The organism is Nocardiopsis algeriensis, from assembly GCF_014203695.1.
Classification (GTDB): Bacteria; Actinomycetota; Actinomycetes; order Streptosporangiales; family Streptosporangiaceae; genus Nocardiopsis; species Nocardiopsis algeriensis.
This window is the reverse complement of record NZ_JACHJO010000005.1, coordinates 266,429-288,154: the sequence shown is the minus strand read 5'-3', so window position 1 is coordinate 288,154 and position 21,726 is coordinate 266,429. Positions and strand designations below refer to the sequence as shown.

The following is a 21,726-nucleotide window of genomic DNA, read 5'->3' as shown; positions in this document are numbered from 1 at the left end:
GGGCAGAGCAGGACACTCCCTAGCTTTGGCCCATGACCGCAGAGACCCTCCGCAGCCGGGTGCCCTCGACCGTGCGCCGCGTGTACACCGCCCAGCTCGTCGGGGCCGTCGTCGACGGTTCCGTGCTGGCCACCTCGGCCCTCTACTTCAGCTCACGGGTGGGCCTGGCTGCGGAGGAGATAGGCCTGGTCATGGCAGCCGCGAGTATGTGCGCCCTCGCCCTCTCGGCCCCGATGGGCGCGCTTGCCGACGCGGTCGGCCTCCGCCGTGCCGCCGTTGCCCACACGCTCCTGGTGTGCGGGGCCCTTCTGGGCTACCTGGCGGCGGACGGCCTGGGGCCGTACGCCGCGGCCACGGTCGTCCTCGTGGTGGCCCAGGCGGGGTTGGGCGCCGTACGGCAGGCCCTGGTCGCGGCGCAGGTCGCCCCCGGAGCGAGGGTCCGGGCCCGGTCGCACATGCACATGCTGCTCAACGCGGGCATCGGCGCGGGGACCGTTGCCGGTGCCCTGGTGCTGGCGTACGGGGAGGAGTCCGCCTTCCTCCTCCTCTACACGGCCGGGGCCGGGACGGTGTTCGCCTGCGCGGTGCTGCTGGCCGGACTGCCGCGCGGCCTGGACAGCGCACGGGGTCCGCAGGGCCGGGCGGGCGCGGCGGTGGCGCTGCGCGACCGCCGCCTGGTGGCGGTCACCGCCCTGGCCTGCCTCCTGCAGCTGTACATGCCCGTGCTGTCGGTGATCCTGCCCCTGTGGCTGAGCACGCGCACCGGTGCACCGCTGTGGGTGTCCGCGGCCTGCCTGGGGCTGAACACGGTCCTGGTCCTGTCCCTGCAGGGACCGTGGTCGGCGCGGGTGACCACGCATGCCGCGGCCGCCTGCTCCGCCGCCGTCGCGGGAGCCGCCCTCCTGGCCTCCTGTGCGCTGCTGGCGGCCTCCTCCCTCGGAGGTGCGGCCGCTGCGGCGGCGACCGCCCTGGCGGCGGTGGCACTGCTGACGGTCGGTGAGGTCGCGGCCGGGCCGCCTGCCTGGCACCTGGCCCTGCGCGAGGCCCCCTCACATCTCCAGGGGAGGTACCAGGCGGTGTTCGGGATGGCCGGCTCCCTGGCGCGGATCACGGGCTCGGCGCTGGTGCTGCCGCTGATCCTGGCCGCGGGGACTCTCGGCTGGGTGCTGTTGGGGGCGGTCATGGCAGCGGCCGGGGCCGGGACGGCCGCCCTGGCGCTGCGCCGGGGTGCGGGGGAGCGCACCGGCTCTTCCGCCGACGGTTCGCGCGCCGGGTAGGAGGCAGGGCGCCACCGGCGGTACGCCGCCGACCGGGGTCACCCTCCGCGGGTGCCCGCGCTCGGCCCCGGTCAGGCGCCGAGGGTGTTGTAGTGGTCGGCCCGCTCCTGGCCGGAGAGGGCGTGGATGGCGTCCATGACCTCGTCGGTGATCATCCGGCGGGCCTTGCCGGGGGCGAGGTGGTCGTAGCCGGTGGAGAAGTCCATCGGTGCGCCGAAGCGCACGGTGTAGGGGTGGGGCCGGGGCAGGGAGGTACCGACGGGCTGCACGTGCTGGGTGCCCGAGACGGCGACCGGCACCACCGGCGCCTTGGACTCCAGGGCCAGGAGGGCGACGCCGGTGCGGCCGCGGTAGAGGCGGCCGTCACGTGAACGGGTTCCCTCGGGATAGATCACGCAGGCCTCGCCGTTGCGCAGGCGCTCCAGCATCATCTCCAGCGACAGCATGGCGTCGCGGGCGTTGCCGCGCTCCACCGGGACGGCGCCCAGGGAGGTGAAGAGTGTCTTGGTGAGGCGCCCTTTGACCCCGGTGCCCGTGAAGTAGTCGCTCTTGGCCAGGAAGCGGACCGGCCGCTGGGTGACCGAGAGGGGGATGGCGACGCTGTCGATGAACGACAGATGGTTGCTGGCCAGCAGGACGGGTCCCGTGGCGGGGACGTTGTCGCGGCCCTCGACGGTGGGACGGCACAGGGCCCTGGCGAGGAGTGATGTCGCCTGCCGCAACGCACTGTAGAACATGTGCTCTCCCCTCGCCGCTTCCCGGTACGAGCCCCAACTGTAGGGGTGACCGGCCGGTAACGAGGAACGCGGCGGAGGGGAAGTGCTTCAGGTCACTCCCCGCCCGGGGGTGGGGGGTGACCTGCCGGAAAGGGGTCAGCCGGTGCGCTCCCACGAGGTGTTGGCCCCGCACACCACCAGGCACGGGTGCTCGCCCGGGACGCGTCCCGCCAGCCAGGCCGCGAAGGGCACGGCGGCGGCCGGTTCGGTGGCGATGCGGAACTCCTCCCACAGCCGGTCCTGCGCGTGCAGGATCTCGGTGTCGCTCACCAGGGCGGGGGTGACGGGGTTGCCCTCCAGCACCTCGAAGGGGACCCGGCCCAGGGTGGAGGCGCCCAGGGCGGAGGAGGCGACCGAGTCCACCGGTGTCTCCACGGGCTGCCCGGCGGCCAGGGCGGCGTGCAGGCTCCGGCAGCCCTCGGGTTCCACCCCCACGACCGTACGGCCCCCGGCCCCCAGCCGGACCCCGGCCACGAGACCTCCGCCGCCCACCGCCACGGCGATCGTGTCGCACTCGGGGGCGTCCGCCGCGATCTCCAGGCCGATGGTGCCCTGGCCTGCCACCACGAGGGGGTCGTCGAAGGCGTGCAGGTAGCGCACCCCTTCGTGCTCGGCGTGCTCGCGCGCGGCCAGGGCGGCCTGCGCGTAGTGGTCGCCGATCCGGACGATCTCGGCGCCGGTCGCGGCCAGCGGGGCGGCCTTGGCGCGGGGGACGGTCTCGGGGACGTACACCGTGGCGTGCACGCCCAGCAGGCGTGCGGCGGTGGCCACGCCGAGCCCGTGGTTGCCGCCCGAGGCGGTGATCACCCGGTCGGTGCCCTCCCCGGCCAGCAGGGCGTTGAGCGCCCCGCGGAGTTTGAAGGCGCCCGTGAGCTGGAGGTGCTCCAGCTTCAGCGTCAGCGGGCGGCCGTCCACCTCGGTGCGCAGGACGGGTGTGCGGCGGGCATGGGGTGCGATGCGTTCGGCCGCGGCACGGACGTCGGTGGCCGTGGGCGTGCGCAGCGCGTGTGCGGTCTCGGGGCTCATGCCTCCCATGCTGCCCCTACCGGTGGTTAACTTAAAGTTGGGTCTGCTAAAGAACGTGAAGAAAAACTTTGCACCATGTTGTGTTCGAGGGGGCCGCGGTGCTGGATGCCAACCGTCTGCGCGTGCTGGTGGAGATCGCCCACGCCGGTTCGATCGCCGCTGCGGCGCAGCGCCTCTCCTTCACCCCTCCCGCCCTGTCCCAGCAGCTGACCAAACTGGAGCGCGAGACCGGGTGCACCCTGGTGGAGCGGGGCCGTACGGGGGCCACCCTCACCGACGCCGGGCGGCTGCTGCTCGAACACGGGGAGCGCGTCCTGGGGGAGCTGCGCGACGCGGAGGCGGCGATGCGCGCCCATGCCGGGCGCCCGCCCGAGCGCCTGTCCCTGGGATCCTTCGCCAGCGCGGCCAAGACCCTGCTGCCCGGCGTGCTCGCGGCCTTCGGTGACGAGCACCCCCAGGTACGCCTGTCGCTGTCGGACGTCGAACCGCCCGGCGGACACGGCCTGGTGGCCTCCGGGGAACTCGACCTGCTCGTCACCCATCGCTATCCCGGGGTCCCGCTGCCCCGTGCCGCGGGACTGCACCGCGAGCGCGTCCTGGTCGATCCGCTCGTGGTGGTCGCCCCCGCGGGGCACCCCGTCGTGGGCCGCGGCCCCACCCTGGCCGACCTGGCGCACGAGGAATGGATCTGCGGGCCCCCGGGCATCCACGACCGCACCACCCTGGACGCCGCCGCCGAGAAGGCGGGGGTGCGCCTCGACGTCACCTACGAGACCCACGACTACGAAGTGGCCCTGGCCCTGATCGGCGCCGGCCGGGGCGTGGCCCTGGTCCCCCTGAGCGTTCTGGGCACCGCCTGCCGCGGCGGCTGGGTCGCCGGAGCCCTGCGGGGCGCCGACCTGGCACGGGAGGTCTACGCGGTCCACCGCCGCCGGCCCTCGGAACCGGTCCGGTCGGTGGTCGCGCTGCTGCGCCGTGCCGCCGCACGCGCGCTGGCCCCCTACAGCGGAGGGCTGCCGGGCGGTACGGGCGCGCTCCAGCGGTAGAGCAGGGCCAGGATGCGCACGCCGAAGCACACGAGTGCGCCGACCACCGCGATCCACCCCCACGTGAGGCCGAAGGTGTGGGGGATCGCGACCAGGAGCGCGCCCAGGAGCGCCGGGACGGCGTACAGGTGCGAGTTGGCGCTGAACACCGTGGGCACACGGTTGAGCAGCACGTCGCGGATCGTGCCGCCGCCCACGCCCGTGATCATGCCCAGCAGTGCGGCCTGGAGCGGGCCGAACCCCGCCGCCAGGGCCTTGGTCGCCCCTATCACCGCGAAGAGGCTGAGCCCGATCGCGTCGAAGACCAGGATCGGCTTGGCCAGGTGGGTGAGCTGCCGGCTGAGGAAGAAGGCGACGCCCGCCCCCACCAGGGCCGTGGTGAGGTAGCGCCAGTCCTGGAAGGTCGCCGGGGTCACCCCGAGCAGGACGTCGCGGATGACGCCGCCGCCGATGGCGGTGATCAGGCCCAGGACCAGGACCCCGACGATGTCGACCCGTGCGGTGCGTATGGCGGTGAGGGCGCCGTCGACGGCGAAGGCGAAGGTCCCCAGCAGATCGAGGGCCAGGATCAGGGTCTTCGTGGACATGGCGCGCCGGTGCGGCGTCTCCTCTCGGAACGGGGGTGACGACCCGCAATTCCATCACGTTCCCCCGGCCCGGAGCACGTCAGGGGCCGTGGTGCGGCGCACAGGAGGTCGGAGGCGCGACCGCGTGTCGCCGCCCCGCCGCCCGGGGCAGGAGCGACCATCGGGTGTGCGGACCACGGGGGAGCGGAGTGGACATGGAACACCTGGATGCGGTCGTCGTCGGGATGGGACCGGGTGGCGAGACGGTCGCCGACCGGCTGCTGCGGGCGGGTCGGCGCGTGGCGGTGGTCGAGGAGAACCTCATCGGGGGAGAGTGCGCCTACTACGCGTGCATTCCCACCAAGACGCTGCTGCGGTCTCCCGAGGTGCGCGAGGAGGCGGCCACTGCCCCCGGACTCGACCGCCCCCGCCTGGACTGGCCGGAGCTGCGCGGCCACCGGGACGAGATGATCCGCCACCTGGACGACTCTGCCCAGGAGCGGGGCTACCGCGACCGGGGGGCCCAGGTGCTGCGCGGGCGGGCCCGGATCGCGGGCCGCGACCCCTGGCGCCTGGAGGTGGCCGGCCGGGAGTGCACCGCCGATCACGTGGTGGTCGCCACCGGCTCCGAACCGGTGCGCCCGCCGATCGAGGGCCTGGACACCTTGGACGCCTCCACCCTGTGGACCAGCAGGGAGGCCGCCACCCTCACCGACGTCCCCCGGCGGACCCTGGTGGTCGGAGGCGGCGCGGTGGCCGTGGAGCTGGCCCAGCTCCTGGCCCGGACCGGCAGCGCCGTCACCGTGGTCCAGCGCGGTGAGCACCTGGTCGACCGGGAGGAACCGCGCCTCGGTGAGCTGGTCGCAGAACAGCTCGCACGCGACGGTGTCACCGTGCACCTGGGCACCGAGGTCGCCTCGGTGGAACGCGAGGGCAGCGGTGTCGTCGCCGCCCTGGACAGCGGCGGCTGCGTGGAGACCGACGTGCTCGTCCTGGCCACCGGGCGCAGGCCCCGCGCCGACGGCCTGGGACTGGAGGAGGCCGGGGTGGAGCTGGAGGGCGCCGCCCTGCCGGTGGACCGCCACTGCCGGGTGCGGCCGGGCCTGTGGGGCGTCGGCGACGTCACCGGCGTGTCGATGTTCACGCACGTGGCCAAGTACCAGGGCCGGGTGGTGGCCGACAACATCCTGGGCGCCGCGCACACCGCCGACTACACGGGGGTGCCCCGGGTGCTCTTCACCTTCCCCGAGACCGCCGGCGTGGGTCTGACCGCCCGGCAGGCGCAGGAGCGGGGGATCGACACGGCCACCGCCGAGGTCGACCTGCCCGAGGTGCTGGCCCGGCCCTGGACGCACTCCACCGATCCGCGCGGCACCCTGGGGCTGGTGGCCGACCGCGACCGGGGTGTGCTGGTGGGTGCCTGGGCGTTCGCGCCGCAGGCCGCCGAGTGGATCCACACCGCGGCACTGGCGGTCCGGGCGGGGATCCCGATCCGGGTGCTGCTCGACGCGATCCCGCAGTTCCCCACGTTCAACGAGGCCTACACCGTGGCCCTGGAACAGCTGGGTGTGTGAGGGTCAGGCCGCGTCGGTGCGCCCGCCGGGCTCCGGCTCGGTGAGCGCCGAGTGCAGCTCGGTGTCGTCCGGACAGGCCCCGGTCCGCAGGGCGGCCAGCCAGGCGGCGCCGCCCGCCGTGCTCCCCGCCGTCAGCACCGGGGCCCCGGCGGCCCCCAGCGCCAGCTTGCGGGTGAGTGCGGCCCGCACCGGCTCGGAACCGAGCAGCACCCCTCCGGCCATCACCACGGGGAGGCGGTCACCGCGGGAGCGCACCTGGTGCACCGAGTGGGCCAGATGTCCGGCGGCGGCGTCGACGATCACCGTGCAGGCCGGATCACCCTGGTGGAAGGCCTGTGTGACCAGCGGTGCGAGCCGGGCCAGCTCGATCGGAGGACCGGCGGCCAGTGTCCTGGCGAAGGCGCGCGCGTGCTCCTCAGGCCGGCGGTCGGAGCCCTCCGCCGGCCGCTGCCCGGGGATGACCTGCTTGGCGACCAGGCGTGCCAGCGGGCTGAGCGCGGTGCCGCGCGAGAGTTGGCGGGCCGTCTCCCGAGCGGCCTGGTGGCCGATCCAGAACGCCGATCCCTCGTCGCCGATCAGCCACCCCATCCCGTCGGCCGAGCGGACCCGCCTGCGGCCCTCGATCCGGGAGGCGATCGCCCCGGTTCCGGCCACGAGCACCGTTCCGTCCGCCGCCGGGGTGCCCGCTGCGAAGGCCGCCTCGTCGTCCCCGGTGAACACACACCGTTCGGGAGGCAGGCCGACCCGGGCCAGGGCCTCCTCCAACCGGGCGCGTACCCGCGGGTCGGCCAGGGCCGAGGCTCCCGCCAGCCCCACCGTGCACGCCGCCACCGCGCCGCGTTCCCGGGCACCGGCCTGCCCCAGGGCACCGGCGACCGCCGACGCCAGCTCCTCGGCCGCCCTCTCGGGGCCGTGCACATTGGGGTTGGAGCCTGCGGCGCACGCCCGGCCCACGGGCTGTCCCGACAGGGTGGCCACCACGGCGCGGGTCACGGTGCCGCCCGCGTCCACGCCCACCACGAGGCGTTCGTCGGGTCGGCCGGGGGAGAAGGTCGTACGTGTCACCATGGAGAACTGCCCGGTCGGGCGGTGGATTACTCCTGCGGCCGCCGGGGCCGAAAAATCGGTGGCGCCCGCGGGGCGGGGCTGAGAGGGTCGCCCCATGAGCGGCGACCACCACAGCAGCGCGCCCTGGGACGTCCGCGCCGGCGGTCGCGAGGAGCGTCCGGAGGTGGGCGACCGCTCCGCGCGGTGGAACGCGGGTCGCCGGCGTCCCCGGGCCGCTGCCCCGGGGGGCGGGGACCGCCGAGGCCGCGCCCGGCATCGGTTCGGACGCCCCCGCCCGGGCGCCGCCGACCTCGGCCGCCGGGACCTGTCGCTGCTCACCGCGGCGATCCAGGACACCGGGCCCGTCCCCGCCACGGCCGCGCGGCCGGGCACGACCCTGCACGAACCGCCGGAGGCCTTTGCCGGCGCGGCCCCCGAGCGGCCTCGCCCACCTTCGCCACCGAACCCGGAAACGGAAGCACCGACAGGCACATGACACGAGAACAGCAGCAGGAGACCTGGACCGTGCGCGGCAGCGACCGCGACGAGTTCCCCCGGATCGCCAGGGTCACCAGCGAGGCGCTCCTGGCACAGCACGACCTCGACACCGTCCTCGAACGTGCGCTCCCCCTGCACGACGCCGAGGGTTACGAGCGCTTCCTGGTCGCCGAGGACGAAGGGCAGGTCGTCGGCACCACCAACTACTTCCGCTTCGAGATGGCCCTGCCCGGCGGTGTGCGCCCGGTGGCGGGCGTCACCGGTGTGGGGGTGTGGCCGACCCATCGCCGCCGCGGCGTCCTCAGCGCGCTCATGCGCCGCCAACTCGCCGACATCCGCGAGGCGGGCGGCAGATACGCGGCGCTGTGGGCGTCCGAGGGGGCCATCTACGGCCGCTTCGGCTACGGGCCGGCCGCCACCGAGATCAACGCGGCCGTCCGCCGCCCCTACACGGCGCTGCGCGCCGACGCGCCCCGCGACGGGTCGCTGGTCGGCCGCCTCACCGATCCGCAGGAGGCCCTCCCCGACATGGAGGAGGTGCACCGCCAGGTGGCCGCGTCGCAGAACGGGCAGTTCCGGCGCGCTCCCCAGTGGTGGAGGCGCATGCTGTCCGACCGGCCCGAGCAGCGGGGCGACAAGGGCCCGCTGCGCGCCTTCGTCGTCGGCGGCCCCGGCGGCCCGCAGGGGTACGCCCTCTACCGCACCCTGGCCAGGTACGAGCAGGACGGCGCCTACGGGGAGGTGCACGTGACCGAGGTGCACGCGATCGCGCCGGCGGCGTGGACCGCGCTGTACGAGCACCTGTTCTCCCGCGACCTGACCGACCGGGTCCTCTTCCCCTTCCTGGCGGAGGACAACCCGCTGCTGTACCTGGCCGCCGACCGGGACCGGGTGCTGCGGCAGCACTCCACCTCGCTGTGGATACGCCTGGTGGACGTGCCCGGTGCCCTGTCCGAGCGCTCCTGGGCCGCCCCGGTCGAGGCGGTGCTGGAGGTGGGCGACCGCTTCGCGCCGTGGAACGCGGGGCGCTGGCGGCTGGAGGCCGATGCCTCGGGTGCGCGGGTGGAGGGCACCGGGGCTGCGCCCGACATCGCTCTGGACGTCTCCCACCTGGGCGCCGCCCACCTGGGGCAGACGCCGCTGTCGGGATACCTGAGGGCGGGCCTGCTCACCGAGTACACCCCCGGTGCGGTCGCGCGGCTGGACGCCGCCCTGCACCGTCCCGACGCCCCCTTCTGCGGACTGATCTTCTGAGGGGGAGCCCCGCCTCCGGGCGTGGGGGGAAACCGGCTCATGCGCCCCGGAGCAGGTCGGCGAGGCGGTCGGCCTCCTCCTCGGTGTTGTACAGGTGGAACGAGGCGCGCAGGCGGCCGCCGCGGTAGGACGTGGCCACGCCCGCGGCGGCCGCACGCTCCACGGCCTCCGGCGGGGCGGGGACGGACACGATCGCCGTTCCCGCCGGTTCCAGGTCCAGCGCGGCGCGGAAGCGGTCGGCCAGGGCGGTGCCGTGCTCGTGCACGGCCGCCGTCCCGGTCTCCTCCAGCAGGGCCAGGGAGTGCTCCAGGGCGGCCAGGGCCGGCCACACCGGCGGCAGGTCCAGGCGGCGGGCGCCCGACGCGCGGGGGAGAGGGCCTCCGTAGAGGGACGACCAGGGGTCGTCCGAGGCGTACCAGGACGCGGCGAGGGGCTCCAGGTCGGCCAGTGCCTCGCCGGTCGCGGTGAGGAATGCGGTGCCGCGCGGGCCCAGCAGCCATTTGTAGGTGCTGCACACGGTGTAGTCGGCCAGGCCGGCGTCCAGGGGCAGCCATCCGGCCGCCTGTGTGATGTCCAGGAGCAGGCGGGCGCCGTGGTCGGTGCAGGCCGCCCTGAGATCCGCGATCGGGGCGAGGCGCCCGTCGGAGGACTGCACGGCCGAGACCGCGACCAGCCGTGTCTGCGCGGTGACCTCGTCGGCGAGGTGCTCCAGGGGCACCTCGCGGACCTTCACACCGTGGCGCTCGCGGGCGAGGAGGGGATGGACCACGGAGCTGAACTCGCGTTCGGCGGTGAGGACCTGGGATCCCGGTGGCAGGCTCGCCGCGACGGTGCCGGTGAACTGGGCGGTGTGGGTGCCCATGGCCACGAAGGAGGTGGGGACGCCGACCAGGCGTGCGTAGGCCGCGCGCGTGCGCTCGACGCCGCGGTCGGCCTCCGCGGGGGAGAAGCGGCCCTCGGCGAGATCGCGGACGTGCCGCCGCAGGGCCTTGACCGCGGTGTCGGGCAGCAGGCCGCAGGTGGCCGTGTCGAGGTAGGAGGCGGCGGGGGAGAAGTGCTTCCGGGCAGCTCGGACACGGGTACGGGCGGTGTCGTCCATGTCCCGATCCTGCCCGAGGCCGGGGCCTGTCTCAAGGGGCCGCTCAGCTCCGGAACTTGGCCTTGGCGTCGGTGGAGCCGGCCATGAGCTTGTTGAGCAGCCGCACCATCTCCTTCTGCTCCTCGGGTTCGAGTGCCTCGGCCCAGGCCGATTCGCGGCGGTTGTGCGCCCGGAAGCTGCCCAGGATCGCGCCGTAGCCGGCCTCGGTGAGGCTGAGCTGGAGGGCGCGCCGGTCGTGGGTGGCCCGCTCGCGCAGGACCAGGCCGTCCCTCTCCAGGGTGTTGAGCAGGGCGGACAGGGCGGCCCGGCTCATGCCGGAGATCTCGGCGGTGGTCTTGGCCTCCATGGGGCCGGCCAGCCACAGCGCGAAGACCACCCGGAACCCCGGCCAGGTGAGTCCCCGCGGGCGGTGAACGCTCGACTCCAGGTCGTAGATGATCATGTTCGCGGCCCGGCTGAGGGTGAGGATCAGGCGCATGGCGTCGGTGTCGACCGACGGCAGCTCCTCCTCTGCCTTCTGCACCGCGTAGTCCACGAAGGACCAGAAGCTGAGTTCGTGCGAGGGGGCGGTGTTGTGGGTCACGCGGGCCAGCCTAGTACCTGGAGGCGGGGGCCGTTTGCCGTGCTTTGGCCGTGTTCGGATCAGGTGTTCGTGCCCTCCTCCGCGATGATGCTGACCATCCCGTTGGGCTCCAGGTAGGCGCGGTGGACCTGGGAGGGGTCGGAGATGCCGTGCAGGCGCAGCTGGGAGAGCACCTCCTGCTCCGACATGAACTCGCGCCGCATGACCCGGTGGTTGAGGCGGCCCTCGCTGATGAGCGGTCGCGGACGGGCCTTGACGATGCGCGCGAAGCGGGGCCACCGGTAGGCGGCCGCGTCGAGCACGACGCTCCAGAGGATCATCGTGACCGTCAGCACCAGGCCGTCGGCGATCGTGTGGGTGTCGCCGGTCATCCCCGCGCCGGCCGCGTCGGCGACCAGTACGACCACGAGCAGGTCCGTGAGTCCCAGACCTCCGGTCTCCCGCTGGCCCGCCAGTCGCAGCAGGAACATCAGTGACAGGAAGGTGACGCTTCCGCGCACGATGAGTTCCAGCAGCGGCGAACTCGGCACCAGGATCTCGGTCCAGTCCATCAGGTCTCCCCCAGCAGTGGCATCCGCGTCCGGCCCGGGCGATGCCCGGACCGCGTACGGTCAGGCATTTTATGTGATCTGCATCACAGGGCACTTGGACCCGGGCCCCTTGGCCCTGTGGCGTGGGACACGTTATGGTCTGGTCATCAAAGGTTTGATCAATTGGGCGGCGGGAGCCGCCCGAGGGAGGACACTCCGCCATGGCAGCCAAGCCGTTCGCCTCGTCCGCCGACACCGAGGCCAAGCAGCAGACCCTGGAGGTCCTGGCCGACGGCGTCTACGCGCTCACCGCCGAGGGCGACCCCAACGTGGGAGCCATCGAGGGCGAGGACTTCCTCGTCGCCTTCGAGGCCCTCGCCACCCCCACGGCCGCCCGCGAGTGGCTGACCGAGCTGCGCAAGCACACGGACAAGCCCGTGCGCTACCTCGTCCTCTCCCACTACCACGCCGTGCGCGTCCTGGGCGCCAGTGCCTTCGACGCCCAGATCGTCCTCACCCACGAGAAGACCCACGAGCTCATCCGCGAGCGCGGCAAGGAGGACTGGGCCAGCGAGTTCGCGCGCATGCCGCGCCTGGCCAAGGACGCCGACTCCGTTCCCGGCCTGACCTGGCCCACCCAGACCTTCGCCGACCGCACCACCATCGACCTGGGCGGCGACCGCGGCGAGCTGGTCCTGGAGTACTTCGGCCGCGGCCACACCGAGGGCGACATCGTCGCCTGGCTGCCCCGGCACAAGATCCTCTTCGCCGGCGACCTCGTCGAGGCCCAGGCGGCCCTCTACACCGGCGACGCCTTCCACATGGACTGGGCGGGGGAGACCCTCGACCGCATCAAGGCCCTGGGCGCCGAGATGCTCGTCGGCGGCCGCGGCGCCGTCAGCCGGGGCCGCGAGGAGGTCGACGCCGCCATCGAGCAGACCCGGAACTTCCTGCGGGTCATGATCCGCGAGGTCGGTGCCGTGCACGGTCGCGGCGGCACCCTCAAGGAGGCCTTCGAGGCCACCCACGCCGCCCTGGTCGGCGACTACGGCCACTGGCCCATCTTCGAGCACTGCCTGCCCTTCGACGTCTCCCGCCTGTGGGACGAGCTCTCCGGCATCGAACGCCCCGTCATCTGGACCGCCGAGCGCGACCGCCAGGTCTGGGACCAGCTCCAGGGCTGACCCCTCCCTTCCCCCGCAGCCACGACCACCACGGAGCCCGAACATGAGACCTCCCGCTCCACGGCCGCCCGCCGCCCCCGCCGCCCCCGTCCTGGTGCTCGGCGCGGGACCGGTCGGCCAGACCGCCGCCCTGCTGCTGGCCCGGCGCGGCGTCCCCGTCCTGGTCCTGGACAGCCGGCCCGAACGCGACGCCGTCGGCTCCAAGGCCATCTGCCAGCAGCGCGACGTCCTGGACGTGTGGGACTGGGTCGGCGCCGGGGCCGTTGCCGAGGAAGGCCTGACCTGGGACACCGCGCGCACCTTCCACCGCGGCGACGAGCTGTTCAGCGTCCGCCTTCCCGACCCCGGAGCCTCGCCCCTGCCGCCGTTCGTCAACATCTCCCAGTCGCGCACCGAGGAGATCCTCGACGAGTGCCTGGAAAGGGCCGGCGTACGGATCCGCTGGGGCCACCGCGTCACCGGTCTCACCCAGGACGCGGACGGCGTCACCGTCGAGTGCGACACCCCCGACGGACCGGTCTCCCTGCAGGGCACCCACGCCCTGTCGTGCCTGGGCGCCCACGGCGGCGTCGTGCGCCAGGCACTCGGCCTGTCCTTCGAGGGGACCAGCTTCGACGACCGCTTCCTCATCTGCGACATCCGCGCCGACCTGGGCGGGTGGGCCCGCGAGCGCCGCTTCTACTTCGACCCCGAGTGGAACCCCGGCCGCCAGGTCCTCATCCACCCCTGCCCCGACTCGGTCTACCGCATCGACTGGCAGGTGCCCGCCGACTTCGACCTGGAACGGGAAGCGGCCTGCGGGCGCCTGGACACCCGCATCCGCCAGATCATCGGCGACCGGCCCTACGAGATCGTCTGGAACTCGGTCTACCGGTTCCACACCCGCGTCGTGGACCGCATGCGCGTGGGCCGCGTCCTGCTCGCGGGCGACAACGCCCACCTGGTGGCCCCCTTCGGCGCCCGGGGGCTCAACTCCGGTGTCCAGGACGCGGAGAACGCCGCCTGGAAGATCGCCTACGTGCGCAGCGGCTGGGCCGACGAGGAGTTCCTGGAGACCTACCACACCGAGCGCCACGCCGCCGCACTGGAGAACGCCGAGGTCACCAGCGCCACCATGCGCTTCCTCGTCCCCCACGGCGAGGAGGAGCACCGCACCCGCCTCAGTGTCCTGGAGCGGGCCCGTACCGAGGAGGCCGCCTGCGCCGAGGTCGACTCCGGGCGCCTGGCCGAACCGTTCTGGTACACCGCCTCGCCCCTGACCACGCCCTGCGCGGAGCGGCCCTTCGGCGGCCGGCCCCCGCGCGGCCTGGCACCCGCGCCCTGCCCCGGCGTGGTCCTGCCCGACGCCCCCGCCGCCCTCCCCGGCGGGAGCCCCGCCCGGATCCGGCCCCTGCTGCGTGAAGGCCTGACCCTGCTGCTCGGCCCGGCCCCCGCAGGACAGGAACCGGAGCGGTTCCTGCAGCAGGTGCTCGGCCGTGCCCGCGAGGCCACCGAGGCACCCCTGGCTGCGTTCCACCTCGCCGACACCGACGCCACCGGCGCCCTCACCCAGGCGCTGGAACCGCTTCCGGGTCAGGTGTGGCTGGTGCGCCCCGACGCACACGTGGCCGCGGTCGTCGACGGGACCGACCTGGTCGCGGTCACCGCCGCGGTCCACACCTGCCTGGGCCGGCCGACCACCGCGCCCGGCACCGCGCCGACCGTGCCCGACACCGCACAGAGCATCTGAAGGAGGACACCGCCATGGCCTACTACCGCAGGGTCGGAGAGGTACCGCGCACCCGCCACACCCAGCACCCCAACCCCGAGGGCGGGCTCTACTACGAGGAGCTCATGGGGGAGGAGGGCTTCTCCTCCGACTCCTCCCTGCTCTACCACCGGGCCATCCCCTCGGCCATCGCCGACGCCGCCCCCTGGGACCTGCCCGACCAGACCCGCACACCCAACGCCCCGCTCGTGCCGCGCCACCTGAAGCTGCACTCCCTCTTCGAGGGGCAGGACTGGAAGGCCGCCGACGCCGTCGAGTCGCGCCGCCTGGTCCTGGCCAACGACGACGTGCGCATCTCCTACGTGGTGGCCGGCGCGCCCTCCCCGCTGTACCGCAACGCCATCGGCGACGAGTGCGTCTACGTCGAGTCCGGCAGCGCCCGCGTCGAGACCGTCTTCGGCCTGCTGGAGGTCGGACGGGGCGACTACGTCGTCCTGCCGCGTGCCACCACCCACCGCTGGGTGCCCACCGGGGACGAGCCGCTGCGCGCCTACGCCGTGGAGGCCAACAGCCACATCGCCCCGCCCAAGCGGTACCTGTCGCGCTACGGCCAGCTGCTCGAGCACGCCCCCTTCTGCGAGCGCGACCTGCGCGGGCCCTCGGAGCCCCTGCTCGCCGAGGGCGAGAACGTCGACGTCCTCATCAAGCACCGCGGCCCCGGTCCCGGCGGTATCGCCGGCACCCGCTACACCTACCCCACCCACCCCTTCGACGTCGTGGGCTGGGACGGCTGCCTGTACCCGTACGCGTTCAACATCGACGACTTCCAGCCCATCACCGGCCGGGTGCACCAGCCGCCGCCCGTCCACCAGGTGTTCGAGGGCCACAACTTCGTCATCTGCAACTTCGTGCCACGCAAGGTGGACTACCACCCCCAGGCCATCCCCGTGCCCTACTACCACTCCAACGTGGACTCCGACGAGGTCATGTTCTACTGCGGCGGCGACTACGAGGCCCGCAAGGGCTCGGGGATCGGCCAGGGGTCGGTCTCCCTGCACCCCGGCGGGCACTCGCACGGCCCCCAGCCCGGTGCCTACGAGCGGAGCATCGGCGCCGAGGCCTTCGACGAGCTCGCGGTCATGGTCGACACCTTCCGCCCCCTGGACCTGGGTGAGGGCGGTCTGGCCTGCGAGGACGACGGCTACGCCTGGACCTGGTCGGGAGGCCGCCGGTGAGCGGCGCCCTCTTCCTCGGGATGTTCGACGACGCCGCGCTCTTCCCACCCGGCAGCGCACCCATGGGCGGGGCCCTGCCGGCCCATCGGGAGCACCGGGCCGGACCCCGTGCCCCCTACGTCGGGCCGTTCGTGGTCTCGGCTGCGCGCGTGGCCGAGCTGGGCGCGTTCCTGGCCCGCGAGGGAGGCGAGCCCCTCGAGGTCGCGGTCACCGTCCCCGACGGCGCCGCGGCCGTCGCCGGGGCCGTCTCCTCCGTGCTCTCCTTCCCGTCGATGCGGTTGGCCGCGGTGGAGGTCACCGCGACCCCCGGCGGCGCGGCGGAGGCCGCCGCTCGACTGACCGAGCACCTGCCCGAGGGCGCCGACGGGTTCGTGGAGGTCGCACGCGGCGCAGGCGCCCGCGTCGACCTGAAGGCCGTGGCCGGCTCCGGCCACAGCGCCAAGTTCCGCACCGGGGGCCTGAACGCCGAGGCACACCCCGGCGAGGCGGAGCTCGCCGGCCTCATGGGCGCGGCGGTGGAACTCGACGTGCCCTTCAAGTGCACGGCCGGACTGCACCGCGCCGTCCGCCACACCACCGAGGAGGGCTTCGAGCAGCACGGCTTCCTCAACGTGCTGCTGGCCGTCCACACCCTGCTCGACGGTCGGGGCACCGAGGCCGCCGCGCAGGTGCTCGCCGACCGCGGTGCGGCCGGCCTGGCCGCCCGGGCCGCCGCCCTCGCCCACGGTGAAGCCGCCCGGGTCCGCGCCGTCTTCCGCTCCTTCGGCACCTGCAGCGTCACCGAGCCGCTCGAGGACCTGGCCGCGCTCGGCCTGCTGCCCGCCCACCACTGACAGAAAGCACGATCCATGCCCGACAGCTGGCTCGACCTGGCACCCGACACCGAGTTCGGCCTGGCCACCCTGCCCTACGGTGTGTTCAGCACCGACGCCGACCCCGCCACCCGCATCGGCGTGGCCGTCGGTGCCCACGTCCTGGACCTGGGCGCCGCGGCCCGCGCGGTGGGCGCGCCCTTCGCCGATGCCGTCGCCGCGCCGAACCTGGACACCCTGCTGGCCGCGGGGCGGCCGGTGTGGGACGGAGTGCGCGCCGCGCTCACCGCCTGGTTCACCGACCCCGCCTTCGAGGACCGGATCCGGCCCCACCTGGCCGACCGCGCCTCGGTGCGCCTGCACCTGCCGTTCACCGTCGCCGACTACGTGGACTTCTACTCCTCCGAGCACCACGCGCACAACGTGGGCCGCATCTTCCGGCCCGAGCAGGAGCCGCTCACCCCCAACTGGAAACACCTGCCGATCGGCTACCACGGCCGCGCGGGGACCGTCGTGGTCTCGGGCACCGACGTCGTCCGACCCACCGGGCAGCGCCGACCGCCGGGGGAGCAGGCACCGGTGTTCGGCCCCTCCACCCGCCTGGACATCGAGGCCGAGGTCGGTTTCGTCGTGGGGACCCCCAGCCCGATGGGGGAGCGGGTGCCCGTGGACTCCTTCGCCGACCACGTGTTCGGCGTGTTCCTGCTCAACGACTGGTCCTCGCGCGACCTGCAGGCCTGGGAGTACGTGCCGCTGGGGCCGTTCCTGGGCAAGTCGTTCGCCACGTCGGTCTCCCCGTGGGTCGTGCCGCTGGCCGCCCTGGAGGCGGCCCGGGTGGAGCAGCCCGCCCAGGACCCCGAACCGCTGCCCTACCTGCGCGGCAGCGAGCCGTGGGGGCTGGACCTGCGCCTGGAGGTGTACCTCAACGGGAACCGGGTCTCGCGTCCGCCCTTCGCGGGGATGTACTGGACGGCGGCCCAGCAGCTGGCCCACATGACGGTCAACGGCGCGTCGCTGCGCACCGGCGACGTGTACGCCTCGGGTACCGTGAGCGGCCCCGACAAGGAGCAGCGCGGCTGCTTCCTGGAGCTGACCTGGGGCGGCAGGGAGCCACTGGTCCTGGCCGACGGCACCGAGCGCACCTTCCTGGAGGACGGCGACGAGGTGGTCATCCGCGCCACCGCCCCGGGCCCGGACGGAGCGACCGTCCACCTCGGCGAGGTGAGCGGGCGCATCCTGCCGGCCCGCTGAGCGGGGGAGGCGGCGCCGCCGGCGCCGCCTCCGGTGCCTCCTGGCTCCGGCCCCGCGGGGAAGGCCCTACTCCCGGGCGCCCAGTGCGCGCAGGAGGTAGGGCAGCAGGCGTTCGGCGATGTCGGCGCCGGGCCGGGAGCCGGGAGTGTGGGGGATCAGGAAGGTGTGGGTGACCATCGGTCCGATGACCATCTCGCCGACCACGACCGGGTCGGCCACCGGCGGGATCTCGCCGCGTTCGGCGGCCCGTGCGAGCAGGGCCTGAACACGCTCGTGCAGCGGTGTCACGTACTCGCGCAGCAGCAGGTCGGCGAGGGCCTGGTTGTGCGCGGCCTCGCCCAGGACGGCGCGCAGCGTGCGGCCCGAGGGGCCGTCCAGGGCGGTCGCCTTGTCGTGCAGCAGCAGTGCCAGGTCCGAGCGCAGGTTCCCTGTGTCCCGGTCCGGTCCCAGGTCCTCGGCCCAGAGGCGGGCCGCGTCGACGACGAGCTGCTCCTTGGAGCGCCAGCGGCGGTAGAGGGTGGCTGTCGACACCCCTGCCCGCTTGGCGACGGCCGCGGTCCTCAGGCCGCTGTAGCCGTGGAGCTGGAGCTCGGCGAGGGTGGCGTCCATCAGCGCGCGGTCCCGGGAGGCGTCCCGGGGCCTGCCCCGCTGCGGGGTGCGGGTCGCCTCCGGCAGATGGTCGGTGGTCATGGGCCCAATCCTAGGGCAGCACCCCTTTTCTAAACGAAACTGTTTCGTTTAGCATTCGTGCATGACGAACCCGCACCCCTCCGCCGCCACCGACGGTGCCCCCGCCCGACCCGTCCAGCAGGCCACGGTCCAGAGCGCGGTCCCCCAGCCGCTCGAAGGCACCGCCGCCGCCGAGATCGCCGCCACCGTCACCCGCCTGCGCGGTGCCTTCGCCGCCGGGCGCACCAAGCCGATCGGCTGGCGCCGCGCCCAGCTGCGCCAACTGCAGCGCATGCTCGTCGACGAGCGCCCCGCGCTGGAGAAGGCCCTGCTGGCCGACCTGGGCAAGAGCCCCGTGGAGGCGCACACCACCGAGATCGGTTTCGTGGCCAACGAGATCGAGCACACCCTGAGGCACCTGTCCTCCTGGCTGCGCCCCCGGAGGGTGCCGGTGCCGCTGTCCCTGGCGCCTGCCAGGGCGCGCACCGTGCGCGAACCGCTGGGCACCGTGCTGATCATCTCCCCCTGGAACTACCCGGTCAACCTGTCCCTGGCCCCTCTCGTCGGCGCCCTGGCGGCCGGCAACGCGGCGGTGCTCAAGCCCAGCGAACTGGCACCGGCGACCGCGGCGGTCCTGGCCGAACTGCTCCCGCGCCACCTCGACCCCGAGGCGGTCGCCGTGGTGGAGGGCGGCGTCCCCGAGAGCACCGCTCTGCTGGAGCAGCACTTCGACCACATCTTCTACACCGGTAACGCCCAGGTGGCGCGCGTGGTCATGGCGGCCGCGGTCAAGCATTTGACACCCCTCACCCTGGAGCTGGGCGGCAAGAGCCCTGCCGTCGTCGAACCGGGCGTCGACCTGGCTGCCACCGCCCGCCGCCTGGCCTGGGGCAAGTTCACCAACGCCGGCCAGACCTGCGTGGCCCCCGACTACGTCCTGGCGATCGGGGACACCGCCGACACCCTCCAGCGCGAACTCGCCGCGGCCGTCACCGAGATGTTCGGCGAGGACCCCGCCGCCAGCGGCGACTACGGGCGCATCGTCAACGAGCGCCACTTCGACCGCCTCACCGCCCTGCTGGACAGCGGCACCGTCGTGACGGGGGGAGGCCACAGCAGGGAGGACCTCTACATCGCCCCGACGGTCCTGGGCGACGTCTCCGCGGACTCGGCGGTGATGGCCGAGGAGGTCTTCGGGCCGATCCTGCCCGTCGTCCGCGTGCCCGACCTCGACGCCGCCATCGCCTTCGTCAACGAGCGCGACAAGCCGCTGGCCCTCTACGCCTTCACCGGCTCCGAGCACACCAAGCGCCGCCTGCTCACGGAGACCTCCTCGGGCGGTGTGGGCTTCGGCCTGCCGGTGGCGCACCTGGCCGTGCCGGGTCTGCCCTTCGGCGGTGTGGGCGAGAGCGGTATGGGCGCCTACCACTCGGTGGCCTCGATCGACACCTTCTCCCACACCAAGTCCGTGCTCGACAAGCCGCTGCGCCCGGACACGATGCGGCTCGCCTATGCACCCGTCACCGGGTTCAAGGAGAAGATGCTGCGCAGATTCCTCTGAGAACCGCGTGCCGAGCGCCCGGACCCTTCGGGGCCGGGCGCTTCGCGTGTCGCGGAGCAGGTGCAAAACACATGCTCACACGGCACAAGAGGCAGAACGGACCTTTGATCGCACGGTACTTGGGCGTAAATTCAGCGCATGCGGCCGACACTGGTCTAGGTTGAATTCGGGGCTCCGGAAACCGGTTGTGCAAAGAAACGGCAAATCGGATACGGCGTCCTTTCGAGTCAATCTATAACAATTCCTTTCAATAGGAGGGCTGGCCGGTGTCGACAGTGGAGACCAGGGCCGAAGGGCACCTGGAGGCGCACCACCTGGGCAGAAAGGGGTCGATCGTCGTCAACTGGCTGACGTCGACCGACCACAAGGTCATCGGGTACATGTACCTGATCACCTCCTTCCTGTTCTTCATCATCGGCGGGATCTTCGCGCTCCTGATCAGGGCCGAGCTCTTCCAGCCCGGCACGCAGATCTTGAGCAACCACCAGTTCAACCAGATGTTCACCATGCACGGCACCATCATGCTGCTGCTGTTCGCGACCCCGCTCTTCGTCGGGTTCGCCAACGTCGTGGTACCGCTGCAGATCGGCGCGCCCGACGTGGCGTTCCCGAGGATGAACCAGTTCGGCTACTACCTGTTCCTCTTCGGAGGGCTCACCGTGCTCGGCGGGTTCCTCACCCCGGGCGGTGCCGCGGCCTTCGGTTGGTTCGCCTACACCCCGCTGTCGCAGGAGGTCTACTCTCCGGGTCTGGGCGGCACTCTGTGGATCATGGGCCTGCTGGTGTCGGGTCTGAGCACGATCCTGGGCGGGGTCAACTTCATCACCACGATCCTGTGCATGCGCGCGCCCGGCATGACGATGTTCCGCATGCCGCTCTTCACCTGGAACACGGTGCTCACCAGCATCCTCATCCTCGTGGCGTTCCCGGTCCTGACCGCGGCCCTGATCGCCCTGGCCTCGGACCGCATCGTCGGCACCCACGTCTACGACGCCGAACACGGCGGCGCCATCCTGTGGCAGCACCTGTTCTGGTTCTTCGGCCACCCCGAGGTCTACATCCTGGCGCTGCCCTTCTTCGGGGTGGTCACCGAGATCCTGCCGGTCTTCAGCCGCAAGCCGATCTTCGGCTACAAGGGCCTCGTGGGCGCGACGATCGCCATCACCGGGCTGTCGGTCACCGTGTGGGCCCACCACATGTACCCGACCGGCGCGGTCCTGCTGCCGTTCTTCTCGTTCATGTCCTTCCTCATCGCGGTCCCGACCGGGGTGAAGTTCTTCAACTGGACCGGCACGATCTGGCGGGGCCAGATCACCTTCGAGACCCCGATGCTGTACTCACTGGGCTTTCTCGCCACCTTCCTTTTCGGCGGACTGACCGGTGTGCTCCTGGCCTCCCCGCCCATCGACTTCCACGTCACCGACTCCTACTTCGTGGTGGCCCACTTCCACTACGTCGTGTTCGGCACCGTGGTGTTCGCGATGTTTGCGGGCTTCTACTTCTGGTGGCCCAAGTTCACCGGGACGATGCTCAACGAGAGGCTGGGCAAGATCCAGTTCGTCCTGCTCTTCTTCGGCTTCCACGGCACCTTCCTCGTGCAGCACTGGCTGGGCGCGGCGGGCTTCCCGCGCCGCTACGCCGACTACCTGCCCAGCGACGGCTTCACCGAGCTCAACCAGATCTCCTCGGTGTCCTCGTTCGTCCTGGCCGCCTCGACCCTCATCTTCTTCTGGAACATCTACATCACCGCGAGGAAGGCACCCAAGGTCGAGGTCGACGACCCGTGGGGCTACGGCTGCTCGCTGGAGTGGGCGACCTCCTGCCCGCCGCCGCGGCACAACTTCACGTCGCTGCCGAGGATCCGCTCCGAGAGGCCGGCCTTCGACCTGCACCATCCGCACGCCGCGGGCGGAACCGACCCGGAGACCGCGCGCCCGGCCCCCCTGGGCTGACCGGCCCGGGCCGACCGGCACGGAGAGAAGGGGGCGGGGCCGGTGCGAACCGCACCGGCCCCGCCCCCTTCCTCCGCA

Annotated in this window: 19 protein-coding genes; 11 read left to right on the top strand and 8 right to left on the bottom strand. The window is 73.1% G+C overall.

What is annotated here, in order from left to right; translation table 11 throughout:
- The first annotated feature begins 32 nt into the window (after nt 1-32).
- Entirely contained in the window at nt 33-1,277 is a 1,245-nt protein-coding gene (locus FHS13_RS10030) for an MFS transporter (protein WP_184290748.1), read from the top strand.
- 71 nt (nt 1,278-1,348) lie between these two features.
- Here FHS13_RS10030 and FHS13_RS10025 read toward each other — a convergent pair whose 3' ends face one another.
- Nucleotides 1,349-2,014 (bottom strand): lysophospholipid acyltransferase family protein, encoded by a 666-nt coding sequence (locus FHS13_RS10025; RefSeq protein WP_184290746.1) that lies wholly within the window; start codon nt 2,012-2,014, stop codon nt 1,349-1,351.
- Between the two features lie 135 nt (nt 2,015-2,149).
- The gene (locus FHS13_RS10020) at nt 2,150-3,079 is read right to left on the bottom strand and encodes a threonine/serine dehydratase (protein ID WP_184290744.1); all 930 of its coding nucleotides are present in this window, start codon (nt 3,077-3,079) and stop codon (nt 2,150-2,152) included.
- Between the two features lie 98 nt (nt 3,080-3,177).
- Between FHS13_RS10020 and FHS13_RS10015 the strand changes: the two genes are divergently transcribed.
- On the top strand, nt 3,178-4,125 hold the full coding sequence (locus tag FHS13_RS10015) for a LysR substrate-binding domain-containing protein (RefSeq protein WP_184290997.1): 948 nt from the start codon (nt 3,178-3,180) through the stop codon (nt 4,123-4,125).
- On the opposite strand, the gene FHS13_RS10010 is transcribed toward FHS13_RS10015, so the two are convergent.
- Nucleotides 4,080-4,712, bottom strand: a complete 633-nt coding sequence (locus tag FHS13_RS10010) for a trimeric intracellular cation channel family protein (protein WP_184290742.1) — start codon at nt 4,710-4,712, stop codon at nt 4,080-4,082. The two genes, FHS13_RS10015 and FHS13_RS10010, sit on opposite strands and share 46 nt — an antisense overlap.
- A 194-nt stretch (nt 4,713-4,906) precedes the next feature.
- Here FHS13_RS10010 and FHS13_RS10005 point away from each other — a divergent pair, with 194 nt between their 5' ends.
- Nucleotides 4,907-6,265, top strand: a complete 1,359-nt coding sequence (locus FHS13_RS10005; RefSeq protein ID WP_184290740.1) for a dihydrolipoyl dehydrogenase family protein — start codon at nt 4,907-4,909, stop codon at nt 6,263-6,265.
- 3 nt (nt 6,266-6,268) lie between these two features.
- On the opposite strand, the gene FHS13_RS10000 is transcribed toward FHS13_RS10005, so the two are convergent.
- The gene (locus FHS13_RS10000; protein WP_184290995.1) at nt 6,269-7,276 is read right to left on the bottom strand and encodes a BadF/BadG/BcrA/BcrD ATPase family protein; all 1,008 of its coding nucleotides are present in this window, start codon (nt 7,274-7,276) and stop codon (nt 6,269-6,271) included.
- 528 nt (nt 7,277-7,804) lie between these two features.
- Between FHS13_RS10000 and FHS13_RS09995 the strand changes: the two genes are divergently transcribed.
- Nucleotides 7,805-9,064, top strand: a complete 1,260-nt coding sequence (locus FHS13_RS09995) for a GNAT family N-acetyltransferase (protein ID WP_184290738.1) — start codon at nt 7,805-7,807, stop codon at nt 9,062-9,064.
- Between the two features lie 37 nt (nt 9,065-9,101).
- Here the strand turns inward: FHS13_RS09995 and FHS13_RS09990 are convergent, their stop codons facing one another.
- From FHS13_RS09990 to FHS13_RS09980, 3 genes are read right to left on the bottom strand one after another with little or no spacing between them, the layout of a single operon-like run.
- Nucleotides 9,102-10,163: an aminotransferase class V-fold PLP-dependent enzyme gene (locus FHS13_RS09990; RefSeq protein ID WP_184290736.1), complete on the bottom strand. Its 1,062-nt coding sequence runs from the start codon at nt 10,161-10,163 to the stop codon at nt 9,102-9,104.
- 43 nt (nt 10,164-10,206) lie between these two features.
- A complete protein-coding gene (locus tag FHS13_RS09985) occupies nt 10,207-10,746 on the bottom strand; it encodes a MarR family transcriptional regulator (protein ID WP_184290734.1) in 540 nt (179 codons plus the stop codon).
- A gap of 59 nt (nt 10,747-10,805) precedes the next feature.
- Entirely contained in the window at nt 10,806-11,297 is a 492-nt protein-coding gene (locus tag FHS13_RS09980) for a DUF421 domain-containing protein (protein ID WP_184290732.1), read from the bottom strand.
- A 200-nt stretch (nt 11,298-11,497) separates the two neighbouring features.
- Between FHS13_RS09980 and FHS13_RS09975 the strand changes: the two genes are divergently transcribed.
- Genes FHS13_RS09975 through fahA form a run of 5 tightly spaced genes read left to right on the top strand, consistent with a single transcriptional unit; the run spans nt 11,498 to nt 17,466 of the window.
- The gene (locus tag FHS13_RS09975; protein ID WP_184290730.1) at nt 11,498-12,460 is read left to right on the top strand and encodes an MBL fold metallo-hydrolase; all 963 of its coding nucleotides are present in this window, start codon (nt 11,498-11,500) and stop codon (nt 12,458-12,460) included.
- A 43-nt stretch (nt 12,461-12,503) separates the two neighbouring features.
- The gene (locus tag FHS13_RS09970; protein WP_184290728.1) at nt 12,504-14,189 is read left to right on the top strand and encodes an FAD-dependent monooxygenase; all 1,686 of its coding nucleotides are present in this window, start codon (nt 12,504-12,506) and stop codon (nt 14,187-14,189) included.
- A 14-nt stretch (nt 14,190-14,203) separates the two neighbouring features.
- A complete protein-coding gene (locus FHS13_RS09965; RefSeq protein ID WP_184290726.1) occupies nt 14,204-15,403 on the top strand; it encodes a homogentisate 1,2-dioxygenase in 1,200 nt (399 codons plus the stop codon).
- On the top strand, nt 15,400-16,236 hold the full coding sequence (locus tag FHS13_RS09960; protein WP_184290724.1) for a hypothetical protein: 837 nt from the start codon (nt 15,400-15,402) through the stop codon (nt 16,234-16,236). The genes FHS13_RS09965 and FHS13_RS09960 overlap by 4 nt, the downstream gene beginning before the upstream one ends.
- A 15-nt stretch (nt 16,237-16,251) precedes the next feature.
- Nucleotides 16,252-17,466 carry a fumarylacetoacetase gene (fahA, locus tag FHS13_RS09955; RefSeq protein ID WP_184290722.1) on the top strand — a complete coding sequence of 405 codons (1,215 nt, stop codon included), beginning with the start codon at nt 16,252-16,254 and terminating at the stop codon, nt 17,464-17,466.
- A gap of 66 nt (nt 17,467-17,532) precedes the next feature.
- On the opposite strand, the gene FHS13_RS09950 is transcribed toward fahA, so the two are convergent.
- The gene (locus FHS13_RS09950) at nt 17,533-18,156 is read right to left on the bottom strand and encodes a TetR/AcrR family transcriptional regulator (protein WP_184290720.1); all 624 of its coding nucleotides are present in this window, start codon (nt 18,154-18,156) and stop codon (nt 17,533-17,535) included.
- 61 nt (nt 18,157-18,217) lie between these two features.
- Between FHS13_RS09950 and FHS13_RS09945 the strand changes: the two genes are divergently transcribed.
- A complete protein-coding gene (locus FHS13_RS09945; RefSeq protein ID WP_184290718.1) occupies nt 18,218-19,696 on the top strand; it encodes an aldehyde dehydrogenase family protein in 1,479 nt (492 codons plus the stop codon).
- Nucleotides 19,697-19,971: 275 nt separating this feature from the next.
- Nucleotides 19,972-21,648 (top strand): aa3-type cytochrome oxidase subunit I, encoded by a 1,677-nt coding sequence (ctaD, locus tag FHS13_RS09940; protein WP_343064978.1) that lies wholly within the window; start codon nt 19,972-19,974, stop codon nt 21,646-21,648.
- The last annotated feature ends 78 nt before the right edge of the window (nt 21,649-21,726 follow it).

Bases quoted from the DNA above. Each gene is read 5' to 3' on its own strand.
- FHS13_RS10030 (WP_184290748.1), top strand. From the start codon at position 33: ATGACCGCAGAGACCCTCCGCAGCCGGGTGCCCTCGACCGTGCGCCGC.
- FHS13_RS10025 (WP_184290746.1), bottom strand. From the start codon at position 2,014: ATGTTCTACAGTGCGTTGCGGCAGGCGACATCACTCCTCGCCAGGGCC.
- FHS13_RS10020 (WP_184290744.1), bottom strand. From the start codon at position 3,079: ATGAGCCCCGAGACCGCACACGCGCTGCGCACGCCCACGGCCACCGAC.
- FHS13_RS10010 (WP_184290742.1), bottom strand. From the start codon at position 4,712: ATGTCCACGAAGACCCTGATCCTGGCCCTCGATCTGCTGGGGACCTTC.
- FHS13_RS10005 (WP_184290740.1), top strand. From the start codon at position 4,907: ATGGAACACCTGGATGCGGTCGTCGTCGGGATGGGACCGGGTGGCGAG.
- FHS13_RS09995 (WP_184290738.1), top strand. From the start codon at position 7,805: ATGACACGAGAACAGCAGCAGGAGACCTGGACCGTGCGCGGCAGCGAC.
- FHS13_RS09990 (WP_184290736.1), bottom strand. From the start codon at position 10,163: ATGGACGACACCGCCCGTACCCGTGTCCGAGCTGCCCGGAAGCACTTC.
- FHS13_RS09980 (WP_184290732.1), bottom strand. From the start codon at position 11,297: ATGGACTGGACCGAGATCCTGGTGCCGAGTTCGCCGCTGCTGGAACTC.
- FHS13_RS09975 (WP_184290730.1), top strand. From the start codon at position 11,498: ATGGCAGCCAAGCCGTTCGCCTCGTCCGCCGACACCGAGGCCAAGCAG.
- FHS13_RS09970 (WP_184290728.1), top strand. From the start codon at position 12,504: ATGAGACCTCCCGCTCCACGGCCGCCCGCCGCCCCCGCCGCCCCCGTC.
- FHS13_RS09965 (WP_184290726.1), top strand. From the start codon at position 14,204: ATGGCCTACTACCGCAGGGTCGGAGAGGTACCGCGCACCCGCCACACC.
- fahA (WP_184290722.1), top strand. From the start codon at position 16,252: ATGCCCGACAGCTGGCTCGACCTGGCACCCGACACCGAGTTCGGCCTG.
- FHS13_RS09950 (WP_184290720.1), bottom strand. From the start codon at position 18,156: ATGACCACCGACCATCTGCCGGAGGCGACCCGCACCCCGCAGCGGGGC.
- FHS13_RS09945 (WP_184290718.1), top strand. From the start codon at position 18,218: ATGACGAACCCGCACCCCTCCGCCGCCACCGACGGTGCCCCCGCCCGA.